General features: G+C 62.3%; 14 protein-coding genes. 12 read left to right on the top strand and 2 right to left on the bottom strand.

Going from position 1 to position 23,594, the window contains the following annotated elements:
• Window positions 1–78: 78 nt before the first annotated feature.
• Entirely contained in the window at window positions 79–1,386 is a 1,308-nt protein-coding gene (locus tag ACEW8N_RS17075; protein ID WP_373501059.1) for an alginate export family protein, read from the bottom strand.
• A gap of 413 nt (window positions 1,387–1,799) precedes the next feature.
• On the opposite strand from ACEW8N_RS17075, the gene ACEW8N_RS17070 reads away from it, so the two are divergent.
• From ACEW8N_RS17070 to ACEW8N_RS17015, 12 genes are all read left to right on the top strand, one after another.
• Complete coding sequence (locus ACEW8N_RS17070) at window positions 1,800–2,774, top strand: tRNA dihydrouridine synthase (RefSeq protein ID WP_373501058.1); 975 nt, start codon at window positions 1,800–1,802, stop codon at window positions 2,772–2,774.
• Window positions 2,775–2,799: 25 nt separating this feature from the next.
• Complete coding sequence (locus ACEW8N_RS17065; RefSeq protein ID WP_373501057.1) at window positions 2,800–4,155, top strand: replication-associated recombination protein A; 1,356 nt, start codon at window positions 2,800–2,802, stop codon at window positions 4,153–4,155.
• A gap of 227 nt (window positions 4,156–4,382) precedes the next feature.
• The gene (locus tag ACEW8N_RS17060; RefSeq protein WP_373501056.1) at window positions 4,383–5,069 is read left to right on the top strand and encodes an FtsX-like permease family protein; all 687 of its coding nucleotides are present in this window, start codon (window positions 4,383–4,385) and stop codon (window positions 5,067–5,069) included.
• 16 nt (window positions 5,070–5,085) lie between these two features.
• A complete protein-coding gene (locus ACEW8N_RS17055; protein WP_373501055.1) occupies window positions 5,086–5,832 on the top strand; it encodes an ABC transporter ATP-binding protein in 747 nt (248 codons plus the stop codon).
• On the top strand, window positions 5,829–10,607 hold the full coding sequence (locus tag ACEW8N_RS17050) for an FtsX-like permease family protein (protein ID WP_373501054.1): 4,779 nt from the start codon (window positions 5,829–5,831) through the stop codon (window positions 10,605–10,607). The genes ACEW8N_RS17055 and ACEW8N_RS17050 overlap by 4 nt, the downstream gene beginning before the upstream one ends.
• A gap of 334 nt (window positions 10,608–10,941) precedes the next feature.
• Window positions 10,942–11,979 carry a peptidylprolyl isomerase gene (locus tag ACEW8N_RS17045; RefSeq protein WP_373501053.1) on the top strand — a complete coding sequence of 346 codons (1,038 nt, stop codon included), beginning with the start codon at window positions 10,942–10,944 and terminating at the stop codon, window positions 11,977–11,979.
• Between the two features lie 132 nt (window positions 11,980–12,111).
• Window positions 12,112–13,509, top strand: a complete 1,398-nt coding sequence (locus ACEW8N_RS17040; protein WP_373501052.1) for an MATE family efflux transporter — start codon at window positions 12,112–12,114, stop codon at window positions 13,507–13,509.
• A gap of 142 nt (window positions 13,510–13,651) precedes the next feature.
• Window positions 13,652–15,643, top strand: a complete 1,992-nt coding sequence (locus ACEW8N_RS17035) for a DUF6785 family protein (RefSeq protein WP_373501051.1) — start codon at window positions 13,652–13,654, stop codon at window positions 15,641–15,643.
• 58 nt (window positions 15,644–15,701) lie between these two features.
• Window positions 15,702–16,445 carry a DUF4412 domain-containing protein gene (locus tag ACEW8N_RS17030; protein WP_373501050.1) on the top strand — a complete coding sequence of 248 codons (744 nt, stop codon included), beginning with the start codon at window positions 15,702–15,704 and terminating at the stop codon, window positions 16,443–16,445.
• A gap of 33 nt (window positions 16,446–16,478) precedes the next feature.
• Entirely contained in the window at window positions 16,479–18,440 is a 1,962-nt protein-coding gene (locus tag ACEW8N_RS17025; RefSeq protein ID WP_373501049.1) for a peptide transporter, read from the top strand.
• Between the two features lie 55 nt (window positions 18,441–18,495).
• Window positions 18,496–20,007 carry a PQQ-binding-like beta-propeller repeat protein gene (locus ACEW8N_RS17020; protein WP_373501048.1) on the top strand — a complete coding sequence of 504 codons (1,512 nt, stop codon included), beginning with the start codon at window positions 18,496–18,498 and terminating at the stop codon, window positions 20,005–20,007.
• Window positions 20,008–20,102: 95 nt separating this feature from the next.
• Entirely contained in the window at window positions 20,103–21,554 is a 1,452-nt protein-coding gene (locus ACEW8N_RS17015) for a 30S ribosomal protein S1 (RefSeq protein WP_373501047.1), read from the top strand.
• Between the two features lie 40 nt (window positions 21,555–21,594).
• Here the strand turns inward: ACEW8N_RS17015 and ACEW8N_RS17010 are convergent, their stop codons facing one another.
• Window positions 21,595–23,472, bottom strand: coding sequence for a putative bifunctional diguanylate cyclase/phosphodiesterase (locus ACEW8N_RS17010; RefSeq protein ID WP_373501046.1), 1,878 nt, complete (start codon window positions 23,470–23,472; stop codon window positions 21,595–21,597).
• Window positions 23,473–23,594: the final 122 nt, after the last annotated feature.

Here is a 23,594-nt window from a genome sequence, read left to right as displayed (position 1 = left end):
AATTTGTTACACAAAAAAAGCCGGAAGAGCTTTCGCCCCTCCGGCTTTGTCATGCGTAAAGACTGTCTCTATGTGAAATTAGAAGGACAGAGACAGGCGGGCACCCACTTCGTAAGGATCGGCGTCGTCGACGCTCAGTGCTTCGTTGCTTCTGGTCGTCGCGTCACCAGCGAACAGGTAAGCGCCGACGAGGTCCAGGTTCAGATTCTGCACGATCTCATAGGTGATGATCAAATCGACTTCCGTGCCCAGCTCATCATCCCCTTCAAGAGCGTCGTTTTCCACCAGGGATGCGTACCAGACATCCAGGGTCACCTTCAGCTTGTCCATGGGTTTGATGGTGGTTCCCAGGTTGGCGGCCCACACGTTGCTGATATTGTCGGCGGGAGCGTTTGCGGATGCCTGGTTGTCAAAGATGCCCAAGCCCATGATTTCAGCCCAGTAGTAAGACCGTCCCGGGGGAGGCGTGAACTCTTCCCAGTCATCGTCGGTGAAGTCGTCGTCGCCGCTGGCGTAGAAGCCCTGACCGTGGATGTCGAACATTCCCACATTAAAGGCACCACCGATGGCGGCCAACCAGGCGCTTATATCCGCGCTATCGTCTTGAAATTTAATATCCACCTCGCCGCCCTGGTAGATACCGGTAAACCAGAGGGTGGCCATCTCGAAGGTGACATCCGCATCAATACCGACAAACCAGGTGTTCACTTCATCTTCTTCGAAGAGACCCAGATCACCGCTCGGGAACAGGTATCCGTATTTATTCTGAGCCCCTGCAGCATCTTTGGAGTAAACATACAGAGCGTAAGGATTGAGGGTCACCATGTCGCCCACGGTGAATTTCGGGAAAAGGCCGTAGTAATCCATATCCAGGTCGTTTCCATCCTGTACGTTGCCGAAGCCCGCTATGGTGCCTTCAAAGGCCTTGACCCAGATAAACGGAACCTCAAAGGTCTCGCCCTTGTAGGCGACCTGCATACCGGAGAAGTCGTCGTCGAACAGGAAGCCGCGGGCCAGTCTGGCGCCCTGGATACCGACCTTCCAGTTGACCGGCCCGGTGTTGGCATCGATGTAGGAATTCTTGATTTCCAATTCTTTGCCGTCCGCACCGATGTCACCCAGGGTACCGCCGCCCCATGAGGTATCAAATTCAAACTTGTTGACGAACTTCAGGTTCTCATGAAACACGGCGGTGTAGTAAAGACGGGTACGGGTGTCCACCAGGGTGGCATCTCGAAGCTCGGTTTCATCCTCGCCGGTGAAATTCTGGTTGGTGTACATCCGGGTCCGCCAGTAGCCGCCGAACTCGCTCTCGATCGCCCAGGCAGGGATGGTGAACATCACCACCATGACTGCCGCCAAAGCCAACATGCCTAATTTTTTCATCTCGATTCCTCCTTAACCTAATTGAAAAACAACCTAATAACACAACCTAATAATTATTCCCTGCCACAAACAAACAAATGTTTCCGATGCACCTCCTTTTCATTCAGTTCATCATAAACATTCTGGTCCATCTGCTAACAGTCTCCCTTGGACATGTCAAGTCTTTTTCGTATGAAGAACCGATCCCCTGACACATTTTTCACCCGGGCGGACAAGGTAGTTCGTGTTATACAAAATACGGCGGGAAAAAACCACCCTATTTTTTCCCTACTATCCCTGTGAGAAGCTTCCGGAGCATTTCCGGGAAATTCCTTGACCCCGTGCCAGACTCGTGAGATGCTTTCACATCATTATATACATGACCCCGGCAGGATGTCGGCCGATGCGCCGCCCGGGCTGAACCAGGACCTCCCATGACGCCGACCCTCTATCTCGCCCCGCTCCGGGGCTTCACCAACGCGGTTTACCGGAACATTTTTTCGCGCTTTTTTGACGGCTTCGACCTGGCCGTCGCCCCGTTCATCTCCACCACCGAAAGCATCCGCCTCCGGGACCGCCACGTCCGGGACCTCCTTCCGGAGCATAACCTGCGCATGCCCGTCATTCCCCAGCTCATCGGCAATTCGCCCGAGGAGTTCATCCGCATGACCCGGCGCCTGTCCGACCTGGGGTATGACGCCTTCAACTGGAACCTGGGGTGCCCCTTTCCCATGGTGGCGAAAAAACAGCGGGGGTCCGGGCTGCTGCCCCACCCGGACCGCATCGACGCATTCCTTTCGAAGGTCGTCCCCGATATTCCGGGAACCCTCTCCATCAAGGCCCGCCTGGGCCGGTTTTCCAATGAGGAGATCTTCAGGCTGATCCCCGTGTTCAACCGCTACCCCCTGGCGGAGGTGATCCTCCACCCCAGAACCGGGGTCCAGATGTACGAGGGCGTTCCGGATATCGACGTTTTCGAACGCTGCCTCGAGGCCCTCCGCCCTCCGGTCGCCTACAACGGCGACATCACCCGCCTTTCGGATTTCACCCGCCTGTCGGAACGTTTTCCGACCGTCGACCGGTGGATGATCGGCCGGGGCGCCCTCATCAACCCCTTTCTGGCGGCTTCGATTAAGTCGGGGAATGACGATTTTCCCGACAGGATCGGCACCTTCCACAGATTTCACGATGCCCTGTTCAGCGCTTACCGGGAGGTCTATAGCGGCCCGGCCCATCTCGTGGACGGGATGAAGGGCTTCTGGTTCTATTTTTCCCAGGCCTTTGAAGACACCCACAAACTGGTCAAGGAGATCCGCAGGGTCCGCTGCCCCGAGCACTACCTGGCGCGGGTCACCCGCTTTTTTGAAGCAGAGGCGGTGTGGCGCAACCCGGCCCCGGATCCGGCGTAACCGTTTTTTGGAGGAACCCCCAGGCATGCCGGATGATTCCATGGACCTTTTTGACTATCAGGCCGAAGCCGAGTCCCGGGGATCCCGGCCCCTGGCGGAGCGGATGCGGCCCCGGGAGCTTGCGGATTTCATCGGCCAGGAGAGCGTGGTCGGCGAAGGCTCCCTGATCCGGCACGGGGTGGAGACCGACCGGATCTTTTCCATGATTCTCTGGGGCCCCCCGGGGTGCGGGAAAACGACCCTCGCGGGCATCCTCACGGCAAAAACCCGGTGCCACGTCGTCCAGTTCTCGGCGGTGCTGTCCGGGGTCAAAGACATCCGGGCCGTCATCGAGGAGGCCAAAAGGCAGCGCCACATCCACCAGAAGCGGACGGTGCTCTTCGTCGACGAAATCCACCGGTTCAACAAGAGCCAGCAGGACGCCTTCCTCCACCACGTGGAGCGGGGCCTGATCACCCTCATCGGGGCCACTACGGAGAACCCGTCCTTCGAGATCATCGCCCCCCTCCTCTCCCGGTGCCGGGTCATCACCCTGAGCGCCCTTTCCGCTCCCGCCCTCACCGACCTCATCCACCGCGCACTGCGAGATGCGGAAAACGGGTTGGGGGCGCTGAACCTCTCCATCACCCCGGAGGCCTGCGCCCACCTGGTCCGCGTGGCCGACGGCGATGCCCGGTCGGCCCTCAACAACCTGGAGATCGCCGCCCACCTGGCCACGGCGGGAGCCCGGCGGGAGATCGGGATCGCCGATACGGAAAAGGCCCTGCTGAACGCGGCGCCGCGCTACGACAAGTCCGGAGAGGCGCATTTCAACCTGATCTCCGCCTTCCACAAGAGCCTCCGGGGCAGCGACCCGGATGCGGCTCTCTACTGGCTCGCCCGGATGATCACGGCCGGGGAGAACGCCCTGTATGTGGCGCGCCGCATGGTCCGATTCGCCTGCGAGGACGTGGGCGCCGCAGACCCCTATGCCCTCCGGGCAGCCCTGGACGCGGCGGAGGCCTACCGGTTTCTGGGCAGCCCCGAGGGCGACCTGGCCCTGGCCCAGGCGGCCGTCTACCTGGCCACGGCGCCCAAGAGCAACAGCGTCTATACCGCTTATGGCGAGGCCTGCGAAACCGCACGAGAAACCGGCTCCCTTCCGGTCCCCCTCCATATCCGGAACGCCCCGACATCCCTGATGAAGGGCATGGGCTACGGAAAGGGATATCAATACGCCCACGATCACAAGGATGCCTTCGTGGCACAGGACTACCTGCCCGAACCCCTCCAGGGCCGCCGGTTCTACACCCCTTCCGACCGGGGGTACGAGCAGACCATCCAGGCGCGCCTGGACGAGTGGCGCCGGACGGCGTCCGGCAAAAAAAGGGGGCCGCCTTGACGATTCTCCGGGAGGCATATATGTTAGAGGCTGAATAGTGAAGGCAATAGGCTATGGGCGATAGGTGATAGGTGATAAGGGCTCGACTTTCGCGCCTCTTTGATACCAGCGGGTTGTGAAAGTCGCGATGCATATCAGGATGTTTACGATATTATTTCCTGCCTATTGCCTATAGCCTATAGCCTATAGCCTTAACCTTTCGTCTATCCCCTTAACCGAAGGTGGTTATGGACAGCATCCGCACCCGCAACACCGACGCAGCCGCCCGCCGTCTGGTGGTTCTCCCCTTCGGGAAATCGGTGGAGATCGCCTATAAAAGCCTCAGGGTCCGCTTTTTCAGGTCGATGATCACCACCGCAAGCCTCGTGCTGGCCGTTTCCTTCCTGAGCTTCATCCGCGTGGGCAACGACATAGCCAACGGCTTTCTCGCCGGGGGCGATCCGGTGCTCCGTCAGGCCCTGATCCTGGCCGGCTACGACCTGGAGGAGAACGACACCCGCGTGGAGGAGAGCCCCAAGCAGCGCTGGCTCATCATCCTCTCCCTCCTGGTCTGCGTGGTGGGGATCGTCAACGCCCAGCTCATGGCCGTCACCGAACGGTTTCGGGAGATCGGCACCATGAAGTGCCTGGGGGCCTTGGACCGCTTTGTGCTGCGCCTGTTTCTGCTCGAAGCCGGGATGCAGGGGATCGTGGGCGCCGGCATCGGCGCGGTCGCAGGTGCCGCCGCGGCCCTTCTGAACAGCCTGGTCCGATTCGGGGCCGCGGCCTTTGTAGGCATGCCGTGGCCCGACATGACGGCGTCCATCGCAACCGCCGCGGCCACCGGGTGCCTGCTCAGCCTGGCGGGGGTGCTCTATCCGGCCCTGGTGGCCGCGAAAATGGCGCCGGTGGAAGCCATGCGGGTCGAACAGTGAGCGAAAGAGGGAACCAATGACGGAAACCCACCATATCGTCCGCGTCGCCAACGTTACCAAAACCTTCAAGATGGGCAAGATGATCCTCCAGGCTCTCAAGGGGATCAGCCTCGAGATCGCCACCGGCGACTACATCTCCATCATGGGCCCTTCGGGCTCCGGGAAAAGCACCCTCTTCAACATGATCGGCGGTCTGGACAAGCCGTCCAGCGGAAAGGTATTCATCGACGAGGTGGACATCGCACAGTTGGACGCCTATGAGCTGGCATGGCTCCGGTGCCGCAAGATCGGGTACATCTTCCAGACCTTCAACCTCATTCAGGTCATGACCGCCCTGGAGAACGTGACCCTCCCCATGACCTTCGCCGGTATGAACAACGACGCCGCCGTGGAAAAAGGAATCAAGCTCCTCGAGATGGTCGGCCTGGGAGACCGCTTCCGCCATAAGCCTTCGGAGCTGTCCGGCGGTCAGCAGCAGCGGGTGGCCGTGGCCCGGTCCCTGGCCAACGACCCGGCCATCATTCTGGCCGACGAACCCACGGGGAACCTCGACCTGACCACCGGCGAGGAGATCATCACCCTCCTGAAACGCCTGAGCGAGGAGACCGGGGTCACGGTTATTTCGGCCACCCACGACTTCAAGATGCTGAACGTTTCGGACCAGGTGATCTGGATCCGGGACGGGCTGGTGGACAAGATCGAAAACCGCGAGGACCTCTCCATATCCGTCGGCCGGATCGGCGGCCGGGAGCAGGTCCGTTGAAGGGCCGGGGGATCCCGGGCCGGGCGGTCGGCATCCTTTTGCTGATCGCTTTCCTTGCGGCCCCCGCCGCAGGGGAAGACAACCCGGAAACCATGGCCCTGGAGCTCCGCAAGACCATCGAAACCCTGGCCGGGCTCGAAGACCGCAGCACCGGCACCGACGGCTGCAGCCGCGCGGCCGGGATCATCGCGACGGCCTTTTCGGAACTGGGGATCGAAACGGTCGACCGCTTTCAGTACGCCCTCCCCGTCCGCGGCCCCGGGCGGGGCGCCCTCACCGTTTCGGGCCGCACCGTTCCCCTCCTGCCCCTGCAGACCAATGCCGTCACCCCCGAGACCATTCCTCCCGAGGGGATGTCCGGCCCGCTCTACTATGTGGGGTCAGGGGCGCTCGCCGACTTCAACGGGAAGGAGATCGCCGGCGCCATTCTGCTCATGGACCTGGGCTCGGGAAAAAACTGGCTCCACGCCGCCGATTTCGGCGCCAAAGCCTTGATCTACATCGATACAGGAACCCGCTCCAGGGTCTATTTCGAAGACAAGCAGGAACTCTCCCCGATCATGTTTCCCCGGTTCTGGATGCCCCTGGAACAGGCCCGGAATCTTTTCGGCCGCTTTGAATCCGCCCCCGGCGGGGCCGTGGCCGAACGGGTCGTCCTGTCCTCCGACGTCAGGTGGACGGAGGCCGAGGCCGAGCATGTCTATGCCCTGATCCCGGGGGCCGACCCCGTCCTTTCGGAGGAGCTGGTCATCGTCGAGGCCTTCTACGACAGCACGCCGGCCGTCTTCACCCGCTCACCCGGGGCGGACGAAGCCACGGGCGCGGCCGCGCTCCTGGCCCTGGGCCGGCATCTTACGGCCCGTCCCCCGGCCCGGTCCGTGCTTCTGGTGGCCACCAGCGGACATGCCCAGGGACTCCACGGCATGCGCGAGATGATCTGGAGCATCCGGACCCCCACCAAGGAGATGCGGAAAGAAGAGAAGCGGCTGAAAGACCTCCGGAAGGACTGCCGCGGCATGCTGGAGATTCTCGCCGGGATTTCTCCGGACGGACCCGCAGGCGACACGGACGACCTTGCGCTGCAGGAGGCCCTGGCCGAACGGATCAAGACCGAGGTGGACGCCCTTTCCCAGCGGCTGATGGCCCTCCGGATGGCGAAGAAGGAGGACCAGGACCCCGCAGCCATCCAGGCCCTGGCCGAAGAACGGATGATGCTTCGCCGCCTGGGATGGCGCTCCCGGTTCGACGGGCTCTCAGGACCGGAAAAAGCGGCCCTGAGCCGGCTGATCCGCCTGGCCGCGGGGGATTTCGAAAGGATCCTGGGCGACACCCAAAACCAGCTCCGCCGCGTAGACAGCCAGAAGCGCTTCCGGGGGACCGTCAAGGCCCGGGAGCTTGCCGCCGTGATCTCCCTGCATCTATCCAGCCGCGGGGACGGCGTCGGGGCCTTCAACGACGGGTGGCTTTACGACATCAAGCCCCAGATCAACCGGGTGGGGCCATACGCCGCCGTCGAAGAGATCCTCCGCCGGGCTGCTGCAGATCCCGAAAATTCCGCCGGGATGGCGGCCTACCGGGACACCCTGCGGCCCAGCGCCCTCCGGTCGTGGCAGAGCTACCTCGTGGACAGGCCGGCGATGGGCGGCGAGGTTGCCGCCCTGGCGGGCTATCTCGGGTTGACCCTGGCCACGGTCAACGACGCCCGGATCCTGTGGGGAACGCCCGACGACCTGCCTGCCGCCGTGGACATGGAGTATGCGGCGAGGCAGGCCCGCCGCGTCTTCTGCCTGATCGACGCCCTGGCCCATGCGCCGGAGAACTACAGCGGCGAACTTCCCCGGGACGGCTTCTCCACCGTCACCGGCCGCGCCAGGCGCCTTCGCCACGGGGAGTTATTCCCTGACCAGGCCGCGGAAGACACCGTGATCCTGGCCTTCCAGGGCCGGGGCCGGTATCATGCCATGACCGACGCCCAGGGCATCTTCCGGCTCAAAGGGGTCGCCGAAAAGCGGCTGATGCTCGACAAGGTCATCATCGAGGGATACCGATTCGACGCCAAGACCGGAGAGGTCGTCTGGGCCGTCGACAAAAACCAGACCGGGAAACCGGCCTATCGGCTGAAGATGCAGCGCCAGAACATGGAGACGGACCTGGTCATGTTCGCGGCCCGGCAGACCACCCTCTTCAACCTCCTGGAGCCCCGGAACTTCCGCTACCTGACCAAAATCCAGCTCATCGACGGGAGGCGGGAGTCCCTTCCCCTCCGCTACTGGTACAGCCGGATCGACACCCGGGCCTCCACCATCGCCGCCGTCCATCTGGAGCCCGGAACCTATCTGAAGCTGACCCTCTCGGATTCGGTCCTGAGCAAGAAGATGGTCCTCCTCAACGCCGACGGCGACGATCCCCACGGCATGGGCTACCGCGTCGACGACTGGCCCGCCGTCCACCACACCAGCTTCAGGGTGGCGCGGGACATGTGGACCCTCCTGACGCCCCGCATCCGGAACCTGGAGGCCCACGGCATCCATGACCAGAAGATCAACGCCCTCTGGAAAGAGGGGACCGATGCTCTGAAACAGGCCGAAACCGCCCTCGAAAACCTCCGATACGACCGCTTCACGGAAGCGGCCCTGACATCCTGGGCGCTGGCCGACCGGGTCTACAACCAGGTGGAAAAGACCCAGAAGGACGTTCTGTTCGGCGTCCTCTTCTACATCGCCCTTTTTGTGCCCTTCGCCTTCTGCGCCGAGCGGCTCCTGTTCGCCTTTCGCAGCATCAACCGGCGGATCGTCGCATTCCTGTCCATCCTCATGCTCCTCATCGCCGTCATCTACCAGGTCCACCCGGCCTTTCAGCTCGCCTACAGCCCCACGGTGGTCATCCTGGCCTTTTTCATCATGGGGCTCTCCCTCATGGTTTCCCTCATCGTCTTCGTTCGATTCGAACAGGAGATGGTTCTGCTGCAGCGGCGGGCAACGCAGATGCGGGCGGAGGAGATCAGCCGCTGGAAGGCCTTCACGGCCGCCTTCTTTCTGGGCGTAAGCAACCTGAAGCGCCGCAGGATCCGGACCGGCCTGACCTGCGCCACCCTCATCATCCTGACCTTCACCATCATGAGCTTCACCTCCGTCAAATCGACCCGCCTTCACGCCCGGCTGCTGTTCCAGAATACGGCCCCCTACCAGGGATACCTGATCAAGAGCTTCAACTGGCAGGACCTGCCGCCGGAGGCGCTGGGCATCCTGACCAACGCCTTCGCCGGGAAGGCCGCGGTGGTCCCCCGCATCTTCCTGGAGGATGAGGACAGGACCCGTGCCACCGCCATCCCCATCCAGTTCCGGGACAGGGTCTTCGAAGCCCGGGGGATGACGGGGCTCTCCCCTCTGGAGCCCGAGGTCACCGGCTTGGACCGGGCGCTCACGGCCGGGAAATGGTTTTCCCGGGATGACGAGCGGGCCGTCCTCCTGCCCGAGCGGATCGCCCGGAGCCTGGGCATCCCGTCGGACGGTTTCGATGATCCCTCCGGGAATGTCATGGTATCCATCTGGGGGGTACCCTTCCGCGTGGCGGGCATCCTGTCCTCGGAAAAACTTCAGGCCCTCCCGGACCTGGACGGTGAAATTCTGACGCCTGTGACCTTTCCTTCCGAGGTCACCGCCGAGATGACCGAGGCGGAGATGGACGCCGTGGAATCCGGCGAGGACATCCAGTCCTTCCAGAGCCGGTATCAGCACACCCCGGCCGACATGACGGTGATCGTTCCGGCCGGGCTGCTCCTGGCCCACGGCGGGCGCCTCAAAGGGGCCGCCGTCCGCCCGTTCGCCCCGGAGACGATCCCGGAAACCGCCCGAAGGCTGTCGGACCGGTTCGGCCTGTCCCTCTTCAGCGGCGAACCCGAGGGGACCTTCCTCCATCAGGCCAGCGACACCCTGAACTACAGCGGGGTCCCCAATATCCTGATCCCGCTCATTATCGCCGTCCTGATCGTTCTGAACACCATGATCGGCAGCGTATACGAACGCAAACGGGAGATCGCCGTCTATACCTCGGTAGGCCTGGCGCCCTCCCACGTGTCGTTCCTGTTCATCGCCGAGGCCATGGCCTTCGCCGTCCTGAGCGTTGTCCTGGGGTATATCCTGGCCCAGGTGTCGGCCAGCCTGTTCGCGGGCACCGCGCTCTGGTCCGGCATCACCGTCAACTATTCCTCCCTCGCCGGGGTCGCCTCCATGATCCTGGTCATTCTGGTGGTCCTCGTCTCCGTGATCTATCCCTCCAGAATGGCGGCCGAAATCGCCATCCCGGACGTCAACCGCTCCTGGTCCCTGCCCGAGATGGGCGACAACAAGATCGAGCTCTGCCTGCCCTTTCTCGTGAAATACCATGAGCACGACAGCATCGCAGAATTTCTGGCCGCCTATTTCAGGGGGCACCGGGACGTTTCCCACGGCATCTTCTCCACCGACGAGATCCTCTCCGAGCCGGTGCCCGGCAGCACCGACCTCAACGGCCGGGCCTGCATTCAACTGCGGGCCCGCGTGTGGCTGGCGCCCTTCGATTTCGGCATCATGCAGAAGGTCCAGATCGTTTTCTGTCCGTCCGAAGAGAACGAGGGGTTCCTGGAGATCCGGGTGCTGATGGTCCGGGAGACCGGCGAGGCCAATGCCTGGAAGCGCATCAACAAGGCCTTCATCCATGCCCTCCGCAAACAGCTTCTGGTATGGCGTTCCCAGGACGACGGCACGCGGGAGAGGTATGCGGCGGAGGAAGGGTGAAAAACGGGTTCACCGGGGGAAAAAAAATTATAGATTTCCCTTGAAAGAAACCCATACAGGGATTAATGTCCGTCAATTGTGTTCCAGTGCCGCGCACAGCGCCGTTCAGATCATGGTTTCGGCCGACCGGCCATGGCGACTCAAGATCTGCCGACACGGGACATGCGTTCGAACCGCCTTTTCTGAAAGCCGATTGAAACCATGCCGACGTTTTTCCGCGCTGCCGAGACGTCCTGCCGCACCTTCCCGCAGCACGAAATTCAAGGCCGTGCCTGCCGGCCGACATGAAAAGCCGCCATTTGAGAAAATTCTACCGCCTGAAAGGGACCGTTACATGAGAGTGTCAAAGATCGTCATCCTGTCGATTCTTATGGGGTATCTGCTCGTATCCATCGCCGCCGCCGCCGAAAAGGACGCCAAAAAACCGGAGGCGCCGCCCGAGGCCAAGCCCGCGGCCAATGCGGCCAGCAAAGAAGAGAAGCCACAGAACCCCGTTGCCGCCGTGGTCAACGGCACCAAGATCAGCCGCAAGGCCCTGGACCGTGAACTCACCATGGTCACCCAGCGCATGAACAGCCAGGGACAGCAGATCGGTCAGGAGCAATTCGACAAGGTGCGAAGCAACGTTCTGAACAACATGATCGACCGGGAACTGCTGTATCAGGACGCCCTGAAAAACGGCATCAAGGTCGACAGCAAGGCCGTCGATGCCCAGCTCGACAAAATGAAAAAGAACTTCCCCGGAGATGACGAATACCGGAAGGCCCTCGAGATGATGAACACGAGCGAGGCCGACCTGAAGGCCAACATCACCCAGGGCATGGTCATTCAGCAGCTCATCGAATCCAAGGTGACCCCCCAGATCCAGATCACCGACGCCCAGAACAAGGAATTTTACGACACCCACCCGGAGCTGTTCAAAAAGCCCGAACAGGTCAAGGCAAGCCACATCCTGATCAAGGCCGAACCCTCCGCCGCCGAGGCGGACAAGGCCGCCGCCCGGAAAAAGATCGAGGAGGTCCAGGCAAAACTCAAGAAGGGCGAAAAGTTCGATGCCCTCGCCAAGCAATATTCCGAATGCCCGAGCAGCGAGAAGGGCGGCGACTTGGGCTATTTTTCCCGGGGCCAGATGGTCAAACCCTTCGAGGATACCGCCTACGCGATGAAACCGGGCGATGTGAGCGACATCGTCACCACCCAGTTCGGCTATCACCTGATCCAGGTCACAGACAAGAAGCCCGAGTCGACGACCGCCTACGATGAGACCAAGACCAAAATCGGGAACCACCTGAAGCAGGAGAAGATGATCGAGGGCGTGAATGCCTATATCCAGAAACTGAAGGCCGACGCCAAAATCGAGGTGCTCCTGTAAATCGGATGATTGGACCGTAGGGGCGCATGGCCATGCGCCCCTAGGCGTCTCACCCGGACGAACGGACGGGCGCATGGACGGGCGCATCGCCACGCGCCCCTACGCGTCTCACCCGGATGCATGGACGGGCGCATGGCCATGCGCCCCTACGGACACCTTGCGCGACATCGACCGCCCATGAAACAGCACCCCAACGATCTCACCACGGCCCCCATCCCCAGGCTCATCCGCAGGATCACCATCCCGGTCAGCATCGGCCTTTTTTTCAACACCATGTACAATGTGGTGGACACCTATTTCGGCGGGCTCATCTCAACGACGGCCCTGGCGGCCATGTCCCTGTCCCTGCCGGTCTTCTTCATCATCATCTCCATGGGCAGCGGTATCTCCACCGGCGCCACGGCCCTGATCGCCAACGCCCTGGGCGCGGGAAAACGGGACGAGGCCCGCCTCTACGCCTTTCAGGGCATCACCTTCGGCGCCGTCATCTCGGTGGCCCTGTCGTTTCTCGGGATGGCCGCGGCCCCCCACCTCTTCCGGATACTGGGCGCCGACGAGGCCTACCTTGCCATCTGCCTGACCTACATGGACATCCTGTTCAAGGGGACGATCTTTTTCATCCTGGTCTACATGCTGAACGCCGTCCTGAACGCCATGGGAAATACCCGCACCTATCGGAATTTCCTGATCATCGGCTTCCTCCTGAACGTCATCCTGGATCCCTGGTTCATCTTGGGCGGATGGGGGGTCCCGGCCATGGGGGTTGCCGGCATCGCGCTCGCGACCGTGCTCGTTCAGGTGATCGGGTGCGTCTATCTGGGGATCCACGTCCGGAAGACCGGGCTCTTTGCAGGCGGCACCCCGCGGGAGTTCCTGCCCCGGCCCGCCCCGTTCATGGAGATCGCCCGCCAGGGGTTTCCGGCCAGCCTCAACATCATGACCATCGCCATAGGGGTCTTTGTCATCACCTACTTCATCAGCGGCTTCGGAAAAGCGGCGGTGGCCGCCTACGGCGTGGGGATGCGCATCGAGCAGATCGTTCTCCTGCCCGCCATCGGCCTCAACACGGCCACCCTGACCCTGATCGCCCAGAATTATGGTGCGCGCCGGTTTGACCGCATCCGGGAGATCCTCCGGAAATGCCTCGCCTACGGCGTTGCCATGGCGGCCTGCGGCGGCGCCGCTGTCTTTCTCCTTTCCGGGCGGCTCATGTCGCTCTTCTCGGAAGACCCCGCCGTGATCGCCGTCGGCACGACCTACCTGAAAATCGAAGCCCTGGTGCTTGCCGCCTATGTCGTCCTCTTCGTCTGCGTCGCGGCGCTGCAGGGGGTGAAGCGGCCCTTGTTCGCCGTGGTGATCGGCCTGTTCCGGCAGATCATCGCGCCTGTTGCCGTGTTCTATTTTCTCACCCGCATGCACGGCGTCGGCGTTCAGGGCATCTGGTGGGGGATCTGCGGCATCACCTGGACCGCGGCCGTCATCGCCTTTTTTTACGCCCGGGGGAAAATCCGCAACCTCCTCGGGGAATAAATTCTGTTTTCGTTTTCAGTTACAAGATGCTATATTTTCCCGAAAGACGGACGAATCGAGGCAGCGACGCAGGGAAGGGCGCACGCGGGGGGCACCCCTTGAGCCTTCACCCTTCTGCCTAACCCTTCATGCAACGGTATCGATGGGCACCCCTCAACACGACCATGAGACCATCCGCCTCCGGGCCCTCATTCTTGGCATTCTCCTTGCCGTGGGGATGTGCGCCATCACCCCGTACAACAATGACTACCAGCAGGCCACCCCACTGGGCGGCGGCCACTTTCCCCTGGCGCCGTTTTTCCTGCTGGTCTGGCTGACCCTTCTCACCGCGCTGTCGGGAAAGGTCTTCACGCGCGCCCTGCTCACGGGAAAGGAGCTGCTGATCGTCTGGATGCTCATGCTCCTGGCATCGGGCATCGCGTTTACCGGACTGGTCCGGACCTTCTTCATCAACCTGACGGCGCCCTACCATTTCGCCACCGTGGGCAACGCCTGGAAGGAGGTGCTCCAGCCGATCCTTCCCATAGCCTGGTACCCGGCCGACCGCCAGTCCATCGAAAGCCTCTATAACGGGCTTTCCGGGGGAAGGCGGATGGGATGGTGGGAGGTCATCGCCGGCATCCCCTGGCACGCATGGGTCGGCCCGCTCCTGGTATGGAGCGTCTTCATCCTGCTCTGCTACGGCGTCATGATCTGCCTCGTCAACCTGTTCAGCCGGCAGTGGATCTACAACGAACGGATGAACTTTCCCCTCCTCCGGGTCCCCCAGCTCATGGAGGAGGCCTTGGACGAACACCACCTCGGGCGGTTTTTCGGGAACCGCTTCCTGCTGGCCGGCCTCATGGTCCCCATCTTCCTCCATACGATCAACGGTCTCAATTTCTATTTTCCGGAGGTCCCCCAGATCCCCACCCTGATCCTGGCCGGACCCTACTTTCCCCAATACGGCCTTTTTTCCGGCTTTCACAAGATGAAAATCCATCTCTACCCGGCATTTATCGGCTTCGCGTTTCTCACCTCCCGGCAGATCTCCTTTTCCTTCTGGTTTTTTTTCATCGCCGGCGGCCTGCTCATGGGGCTTCTGTCCGTCCTGGGCTACACCATCCCGGAAGCGGCGCTGGGCATCACCTTCGGCCCGACCCTCACCCGGCCCGAGGAGACCCAGATGATCGGGGCCTACGGCGTCTTCTTTGTCTTCATCCTCTGGCTGTCGCGGTACCACCTGCGGGACATCCTCCGACAGGCGGTGGGCCTTGACGCGGCCCCGGCGCCGGTGACGGAGTGGTTTACGGTCCGCACCGCCTTCTGGGGAAGCATCGCGGGCATATCGGGAATCATCCTCTGGTGCTGGGTGTTTCGCATGCCCCTCCTCGTATCGGCCCTGATGATCGGCGCCTGCTTCATGGTCATGCTGGTGGCAAGCCGCGTCATCTGCCAGGGCGGCATCGCCTATTTCACCCTCACCATGGCCCCCATCGACGGCCTCCTCGCCCTGTTTGGCCCCAAGTTCTTCACCCAGGCGGGGCTTCTCGGGGCGGCGGTGATCCAGAAGGTCCTTTTCGTCGATCTCCGGGAGGCCCTCATGCCCTCCCTCGTCCACGCGAGCAGCCTCACCCAGCGGACGGGAAACCGGCGGACGATCTTCGGCGCCATGCTGGTTACGCTGATTCTGGCCGTCGTGGTTTCCTTTGTCGCCATGCTGGCCCTGTGCTATAAATTCGGGGCGCGGGAACTGCAGATGGACTGGGCCGTCCAGACCACCACCACGGTTTACGACAACGTTCAGCGGTTGATCGAAACGCCCCCCCCGCGCTCGGATTGGGTCATGATCTTCTCGGCCGCCGGGGCCGTCGTCATGCTGGTCCTGGTCATCTGCTATCACCGATTCTACTGGTGGCCGATCCATCCCATCGGATACCTGACCACCTACAGTTCGGCCACGCGGATTCTCTGGATCAGCTTCTTCATGGGGTGGCTCGCCAACGCCCTTTGCATACGGTACGGCGGGGTGGTGCTCTTCAAGCAGCTCCGATACTTTTTCATCGGGCTCATCATCGGGGATTTCATGATGGGCGGGGCCTGGGCGGTGGTCGGCCTGTTCGGCGAGGCGAGCTACCAGGTGCTGCCCAATTGAGGCCACGCCGCAACGGCGACGTCTGCATCACATTTTGGATACGGGAAAGGACCAACGGATGACACGCAAGAAATGGATGATCGCCCTGGCCGCGGCGGGGTGGCTTACCCTGGCGGCACTGCCGGCCGCCTACGGCGGCTATTACTGGGAGATGATCGAGGTTCAGGAGGGGATGGGCATGCCCGAGGGGATGCCCGCGAATCTGCCCCAGGCGGTGAAGGACCAGTTCGCGCGCACCACGGAGCGGACGGTGCGGCATTACGCCGGCGACGACGGCTACCGGACCGAGGACGGCGAGATGATCATGATCATGGATTACCGCACCATGACCGTCTTCAGCATCGATCCCGGAGAGAAAACCTATTTCCGAGTGGACATTCAGAATCTTGGCCAGGACCAGCCGGTGGTGGGCGAGATGGCCCGGGTCATGAAGCAGAGCATCACCATCACCCCCAGCGACGAGGTCCGGAAGATCGCCGGGTACGCCTGCCGGAAATACACGGTCTCCTCCATGATGGGAAACGGCGAATACTGGGCCTCGAAGGAGGTCAAAGCCTATCCCTACCTGAAAAGTTCGGCGGAGAAGATGGGCCGAGCCATGGCGGCAAACCCCATGTTTGCGCAGATGAACCTGGGGGATCTGATCTCACGGATCGAGGGGTTTCCGGTCCGGACGATGATGAACGTCATGGGCGCCACGACCACGGTTACGCTCAAGCATATCGAATCGCGCGATCTCGACAAGGCCCTTTTCCAGATTCCCGCGGGCTATGCCGAAGAATCCATGCCCGCGTTCGAATGACGGTGACCCCATGAGCCCCGAAACACACCCCTGATGTACGAAGACAAGGAACTCCAGGAATATCGGGACCTGCTCCCGCAGCCGACGCACTTTGCGGAGGGCTTCGACTGGAAGACTGTCGTGGGCGCCGTCTTCATCGGCTTTCTCATGATGCCGGGGAGCATGTACCTGCAGCTCGTCATCGGCTCCGGCATCGGGCCGGCCGCCCGGTGGGTGACCATCATTCTCTTCGCCGAGGTCGCCAAGCGCTCCTACACCGAACTCAAGCAGCAGGAGATCTTCCTGCTCTATTACATGGCCGGGGCCGCTCTGGCCTCGCCCTTCCAGGGCCTCCTGTGGAGCCAGTACCTGGTCCAGTCCGACGCAGCCCGGATGCTGGGGCTTGCGGAATTCATCCCCGCATGGGTCGCGCCGCCGGCCGATTCCATATCCATGATCGAACGGACCTTTCTCCACCGGGACTGGATGATCCCCATCCTCCTTCTGGTCGGCGCCCAGATCATCCAGCGCGTGGACCACTTCGGGCTCGGATACGCCCTCTACCGGATCACCTCCGACGTGGAGAAGCTCCCCTTTCCCATGGCCCCCGTCGGCGCCCTGGGCACCATGGCCCTCGCCGAATCAACCGAGGACAAGCAGAAGAGTTGGAAATGGCGGGTCTTCTCCATCGGGGGCGTCATCGGCCTTGCCTTCGGCGCCGTCTACGTCCTGCTCCCCACGGTATCGGGGCTCGTGTTCACCGAATCGATCCGGCTGATCCCCATCCCCTGGGTGGAGCTGACGCGCCACACCGAGAATATCCTGCCGGCCGTGGCTACCGGCATCCAGCTTGACATCGGCCTCATCTTCATCGGCATGGTCCTGCCGTTCTGGGCCGTCATCGGCGGGCTGATCGGGCTCGTCATCACGGTGGCCGCGAACCCCTTCCTTTACCAGTGCGGCATCCTGAAGCGCTGGCACCCCGGCATGGGGACCGTCGACACGGTCTTTGCCAACAACTTCGACTTCTACATGAGCTTCGGCATCGGCCTGGGGCTCTCCATCGCCCTCGTGGGCATCTGGCACGTCGTCAAATCCTTCGGGAAGACCGGCGGCCCCCATCGCGGCAGCTTCAAAGACCTCTTTCATCCCCCGCCCGGCCGGGGCGACTTCAATTTCTGGATCTCCATCGGCATCTACGTTTTCTCCACTTCCGCCTACGTCCTGATGTGCGTGTGGCTGGTCCCCAATTTTCCGTGGATCTTCTTCATCCTCTACGGGTTCCTCTACACCCCGATCATCTCGTACATCACCGCGCGGATGGAGGGGATCGCCGGGCAGTTCGTGAGCCTTCCCCTGGTGCGGGAGGCCAGCTTCATCGCGGGGGCCAAATACTTCGGCTACCAGGGCATCGAGATCTGGTACGCGCCCATCCCCTTCCACAATTACGGCAAGGCAACGGTGGATTTCCGGGAAATCGAGCTGACCGGCACCAGCATCCGGGGCATCATCAAGGCCGAGATCGTGGTCTTCCCGGTGGTGATGATCGCAAGCCTCCTCTTCTCCCAGTTCATCTGGCAACTGGCGCCCATCCCGTCCAGCAACTACCCCTATGCCCAGGAGCTGTGGCACCTTCAGGCCCTGAACACCCTCCTGATGCAGACCTCCACCATGGAGGGCGACTCGGCCTTCTTCCAGGCCCTGAACTTCGTCTACATATCGACGGGAATGGGCTTCGGCGTCGTCACCTATATGGTCCTGGCCTTTTTCGGCCTGCCGGTCATGCTGGTCTACGGGGTGGTCCGGGGGCTGGGCCAGAGCACCCCGCACGGCATGATCCTCGAGGTGGCCGGTGCCTTTCTCGGCCGGTTTTTCTTTCTGAGACGTTACGGGGCCATGTGGCGCCAGTATGCTCCGGTGCTGCTGGCGGGCTTCTCCTGCGGCATGGGGCTCATGGGGATGTTCGCCATGGGATTCACCCTCATTCTCAAATCGCTGGGACGTCTGGCCTACTGACGTCCGGACGGACTCCGAACACCTTAACGGATTGGATCGGGAGGAAAAGAGCACGATGAAGAAACGTTTCAGGGCGGCCATCGGTATTGCCATGATAGGGGCCTGCCTCGCGGCTGCGCCCCCCGCCCGGGCCGAGGTCGGCGGGATCCTGTGGCAGTTTCAGCGGGGAAGCGGCTTCGAGGCATCTCCGGCCCTCTCGGACGACGGAACCGTCTACATCGGGTCGGACGACGACAGGCTTTACGCCGTCGACCGGGACGGCGCGGAGATCTGGCAGTTCGTAACCGGCGGCGACATCGTCTCCTCCCCGGCCGTGGGCGCGGACGGCACCCTATATGTGGGATCGAAGGACGGCGCCCTCTATGCCGTGGACCGGAACGGACGGGAGAAGTGGCGGTATGCCGCGGACGGCGAGATCGTCTCCTCACCGGCCATCGGAGCCGACGGCACCCTTTACGTCTGTGCCGACGACGGCTTTGTTTACGCCGTCGAAGACCGCGACACGGCGTCGGCACTCCGGTGGCGCTTCCGCACGCTTGACGCGGTCCGATCCTCTCCGGTGACGGTGCGCGACGGCACCCTCTATGTCGGGTCGGACGATGATCACCTTTACGCCATCGCCGACGACGGCGAGCTGAAATGGCGGTATCGGACGGGCGGGGACATCCGCTCCACCCCTGCCGTCGGAGCGGACGGGACCCTCTACGTGGGATCCGACGACGGCTTTCTGTACGCCCTTACGGATGCGGGGGCCGAAGGACGCCTGAAATGGCGATTCGAGACCGGGGGCCCGGTTCGCTCCTCCCCCACGGCAGGCAACCGCAATCTCGTCTATGTGGGATCCGACGACGGCCTTCTCTACGCCCTTCGGGACGGCGCTCCATCCCGCACCCTGGAATGGACGTTCGAGACCCAGAGCCCCATCCGGTCTTCTCCGGTCATCGGGGGGGACGGCAGGATCTATTTTATCGGCCTCGACGGGCTCCTCCGCGCTCTGGATGAGAACGGCGCCGAGCAGTGGCGGGTGCTGCTGAGTGAATCCTCGGGCTCGCCGGTCATCTCCCGGGACGGCACCCTCTACGTCGGCTGCGAGGCCTTCACAGGCGGCGGGTTTGTCCGGAGCGGACCCCTCTACGCCGTTGAAACCGATGCCGGCGGCATCCTCCACGAGGCGCCCTGGCCGATGTTCCGCCACGATGTCCGCCACACCGGCCGAAATGCGGCCAATCAGGGCCCCCAGGCCGATGCCGGCGGCGACCAGGAGGTCGTCGACGGCCAGCGGGTGACCCTGGACGGATCGGACTCCACGGACCCGGATTACGGCATCGCCACCTTCAGATGGCGCCAGACGGCCGGCGATCCGGTGACGCTGGACGGCGAAAACGATGCCCTGACGAGCTTTGTCGCCCCCGAGATCGACGCCTCCGGGCCGCTGACATTCGAAATCACGGTTACGGACAACGGCGGCCTGACATCGACGGATACGGCTTCCGTCTCCGTCGCGGAGGACGGCAGTTTTTGTTTCATCGACACCGCGGCTCACGGATTTTTACCATATATCCATTGACATGCCGGACCGACAATTTTATAGGCATTAAAAAAGCCATGGACCGCGGCACCTTCGCCCCATGATCCAACCCACCAAGATGGAGAACCGCTATAATGTCAGACAATTTTGAAAACGAACCCACCGAAGACGAAGAAGAGAGCTTTGCCGACCTTTTTGAATCCTTTGACGGCGACACCAGCGAGGACCTCCAGGTGGGCGACAGGGTGAAGGGGGAGATCATCGCCATCGGTATGGACACCGTCTTCGTCAATACCGGCGCCAAAATCGACGGCGCCGTGGACAAGGTCGAGCTGTTGGACGACAACGGGGAATTTCCCTACGGGATTGGCGACCTGCTGGAGCTTTACGTGGTGGCCTTCGATGAGAACGAAATGCGCCTCTCCAGGGCCTTTACCGGCGTCGGCGGCCTGAATCTGCTTCAGGATGCCCACAAGGGGCGGGTTCCCGTGGAGGGGAAGGTCAAGGAGCTCTGCAAAGGGGGCTTCAATGTCACGGTCATGGGCCGCCGCGCGTTCTGCCCGGTCAGCCAGATCGACGCCGCATACGTCGAATCCCCCGAGGATTATGTGGGTCAGACCTTTCTTTTCCTTATCACCCGGCTGGAAGAGAACGGACGGAATATCGTGATCTCCCGTCGGCGGCTCCTCGAGGAGGCGCAGGAAAAGGCTAAGAAAGCATTCCTGGACACCCTGGCGGTGGGCAGCGTCGCGTCGGGCCGCGTGGCCAACCTGATGCCTTACGGGGCCTTCGTGGAGCTGTTTCCAGGCATCGAGGGCATGGTTCACATCTCGGAACTGGGCTGGTCCCGCGTCGAAACCCCCGAGGACGTCCTCAAGAAGGGCGACCCGGTGACCGTCAAAATCATCGGCATGGAGGAGGGGAAAAAGCCGGGGCAGCTCAAGATCGCCCTCTCCATCAAACAGATTTCGGGCGATCCCTGGGAAACCGAGGCGCCCAAGTTCCGGGCCGGCGAACAGGTGAAAGGGAAGGTCACCCGGCTCACGGGATTCGGGGCCTTTGTGGAGATCGCGCCCGGGATCGAGGGGCTGGTGCACATCAGCGAGATGAGCTATACCCGCCGAGTGGCGCGCCCCGAGGACGTGGTCGCGCCCGGAGAGATCGTCACCGTGACGATCAAGGACGTCAACCTGGAGAGCCGCCGGATATCGCTTTCCCTCCGGGACGCCGAAGGGGATCCGTGGTCCGATATCGAGGAGAAGTACACCCCGGGCCAGCCGGCCGGGGGCACGGTCGAGAAAAAGGAAAAATTCGGGGTTTTCATCACCATCGCCCCGGGGGTGACCGGTCTCATGCCCCGATCCAAGATCAGCCAGTCCGCCCAGGCCGCCGAGATCGACCGGCTGAAGGTGGGCGACCCCATCAGCTTCGTCATCGAAGAGGTCCATGCCGATACCCGGAGAATCACCCTGGCCCCCACGGGCGGTGAAGAAACAAGCGACTGGAAGGCCTACTCTAAACCCCAGCCCGCCGCCCTGGGCTCCCTGGGCGAAAAGCTCAAGGAAGCGATGAAGAGCCTCAAGTGACCAGGCGTCGGATCACCCCGGCCGGCTGTGGGGGTGTCCCTCACCCCTCAGCCGGACCGGCGGGCGTATTCGAGGCCACCGGGGAAAACGCCTGCCGCAGAAAGGACTCGGCCTGGGAGACCGGCAGGGGCCTGCTGAACAGGTATCCCTGGGCCTCCTGGCACTGTTTTCCCCGCAGGTAATCCACCTGCCGCAGGGTCTCCACGCCTTCGGCGATCACCCTCAGGTCCAGGCCTTCCGCCATGGCGATGATCGCGCAGATAATGGACTGGTCGCCCGTGCCCCCGTCAATCCCGCAGATGAAGGAGCGGTCGATTTTCAGGCTGTCAATGGGCATCTCCTTCAATCGGCTCAGGCTCGAATAACCGGTGCCGAAATCGTCCACCGCGATCCGGACAGCCATCTCCTTGAGGGCGCGCAGGGTTGCGGCGATCGCCAGCGGATCCTGGGCCAGAAGGCTCTCGGTGATTTCAATCTCCAGCCGGTGCGGCTCCAGGCCGGTCTGGGATAGAACGTTCCCGACCATCCCCAGGAAATTCGGATGGGTGAACTGCTTCACGGAGACATTGACGGCGATCCGCTGGAGGGGAAGCCCGCTGTCCAGCCAGGCTCGGGCCTGCCTGCAGGCCGTGCCCAGGACCCACTCCCCGATGGCGATGATGAGGCCGCTTTCCTCGGCAATCGGGATGAATTCGATCGGCGGTACGTTCCCCAGCTCCCAATTGTTCCAGCGCAGCAGCGCCTCCATGCCGCTCAGCTCTCCGGTGACCAGGTCGAACTGGGGCTGGTAGTGAAGAGAAAATTCCTCCCTGATGGTCGCCTGCCTGAGGTGGTTCTCTATGGTCAGCCGTTTGAGCGCCGCCGCATTCATGGACTCCTGGAAGTATTTGAAGGTGTTCGCACCGGCATTTTTTGCGAAATACATGGCGAGGTCGGCATTTTTCAGGAGCGTTTCCACGTTGTCGCCGTCCTGGGGAAAGATGGCGATGCCGATGCTGGGGGTGATGATAACCTGGTGTCTGCCGAGATCCATGGGTTGGGCAAGGTGCTCCTCAATGCGCTGGGCGACCAGCCCCGCATCCTCCTCCCTCTGCAGGTCGGACAGGATCACCGTAAACTCGTCCCCGCCCAGCCGGGCCGCCATGCCGCTCGACAACGGGCGGGCGACGGTGTCCGAGCCCCGCAGGCATTTCGTGAGCCGACAGGCGATGGCCTTGAGCAGGTCGTCGCCGATGGTATGGCCCAGGGTGTCGTTGATCCGCTTGAAGTTGTCCAGGTCGATGAACAGCAGGGCGCTTTTATGGTTGCTGCGGCGCGCTTTTTCAAGCGTCTGTCCGAGCCGGTCCAGAAACAGGGCGCGGTTGGGCAGGCCGGTCAGGCTGTCATAAAAGGCCAACTGATTGAGCCGGCCCTGGACCTCGCGGTTCAGCTCCCATTTTCGGGTCATGGCATGGGCCAGTTGAAGCACCTCCACCGTGTCGAAGGGCTTCTTGAGGATCAGCAGACTGTCGGTCTCCCCCAGCACGCGCCGGATCTCCTGCCAGGAGTAGTCGGCATAGGCCGTGCACAGCACCACCTGTAAATCCGGGCATTCCCGCCAGAGCCGGCTGATGGTTTCAATCCCGTCCCAGCCCGGCGGCATGCGGCCGTCCACAAACGCCACGGCGTAAGGGCGGCCGGCGTCTCTCGCCCGCCGGACGAGTTCCAGCCCCTCCCTGCCCTGGGAGGCGTATTCGATTTCAAATACGGCGGACGCCATGGCCTGTTGCTCTGAACCAAAGAGCGCGGACTCCATGTCGAAGAGTTCATCGCCCACCGATTTTGTTTTCAAAAGTATTTTTCGGAAATCCTCGTGGATCGCGGCATTGTCGTCAATCACAAGGATGCGCTGCGGCGCGGTGTTTTTTTGAGGGTTCATCTTCTGTCTCCTGGATGGCAGGGGAGTTCAAGGGTAAATGTGGCGCCCGCGCCCGGGCCGCCGCTGTGGACGGTCAGGCTGCCGCCGAGTTCATGGGCGGCCAGTGCCCCGCTGTGCAGGCC

The organism is Desulfococcus sp., assembly GCF_041737845.1.
Classification (GTDB): domain Bacteria; phylum Desulfobacterota; class Desulfobacteria; order Desulfobacterales; family Desulfococcaceae; genus Desulfococcus.
This window is presented reverse-complemented; position numbering and strand designations above follow the sequence as displayed.

Bases quoted from the DNA above. Each gene is read 5' to 3' on its own strand.
- ACEW8N_RS17020 (WP_373501048.1), top strand. From the start codon at position 18,496: ATGAAGAAACGTTTCAGGGCGGCCATCGGTATTGCCATGATAGGGGCC.
- ACEW8N_RS17030 (WP_373501050.1), top strand. From the start codon at position 15,702: ATGACACGCAAGAAATGGATGATCGCCCTGGCCGCGGCGGGGTGGCTT.
- ACEW8N_RS17045 (WP_373501053.1), top strand. From the start codon at position 10,942: ATGAGAGTGTCAAAGATCGTCATCCTGTCGATTCTTATGGGGTATCTG.
- ACEW8N_RS17070 (WP_373501058.1), top strand. From the start codon at position 1,800: ATGACGCCGACCCTCTATCTCGCCCCGCTCCGGGGCTTCACCAACGCG.
- ACEW8N_RS17025 (WP_373501049.1), top strand. From the start codon at position 16,479: ATGTACGAAGACAAGGAACTCCAGGAATATCGGGACCTGCTCCCGCAG.
- ACEW8N_RS17075 (WP_373501059.1), bottom strand. From the start codon at position 1,386: ATGAAAAAATTAGGCATGTTGGCTTTGGCGGCAGTCATGGTGGTGATG.
- ACEW8N_RS17060 (WP_373501056.1), top strand. From the start codon at position 4,383: ATGGACAGCATCCGCACCCGCAACACCGACGCAGCCGCCCGCCGTCTG.
- ACEW8N_RS17015 (WP_373501047.1), top strand. From the start codon at position 20,103: ATGTCAGACAATTTTGAAAACGAACCCACCGAAGACGAAGAAGAGAGC.
- ACEW8N_RS17040 (WP_373501052.1), top strand. From the start codon at position 12,112: ATGGCCATGCGCCCCTACGGACACCTTGCGCGACATCGACCGCCCATG.
- ACEW8N_RS17010 (WP_373501046.1), bottom strand. From the start codon at position 23,472: ATGAACCCTCAAAAAAACACCGCGCCGCAGCGCATCCTTGTGATTGAC.
- ACEW8N_RS17055 (WP_373501055.1), top strand. From the start codon at position 5,086: ATGACGGAAACCCACCATATCGTCCGCGTCGCCAACGTTACCAAAACC.
- ACEW8N_RS17065 (WP_373501057.1), top strand. From the start codon at position 2,800: ATGCCGGATGATTCCATGGACCTTTTTGACTATCAGGCCGAAGCCGAG.
- ACEW8N_RS17035 (WP_373501051.1), top strand. From the start codon at position 13,652: ATGGGCACCCCTCAACACGACCATGAGACCATCCGCCTCCGGGCCCTC.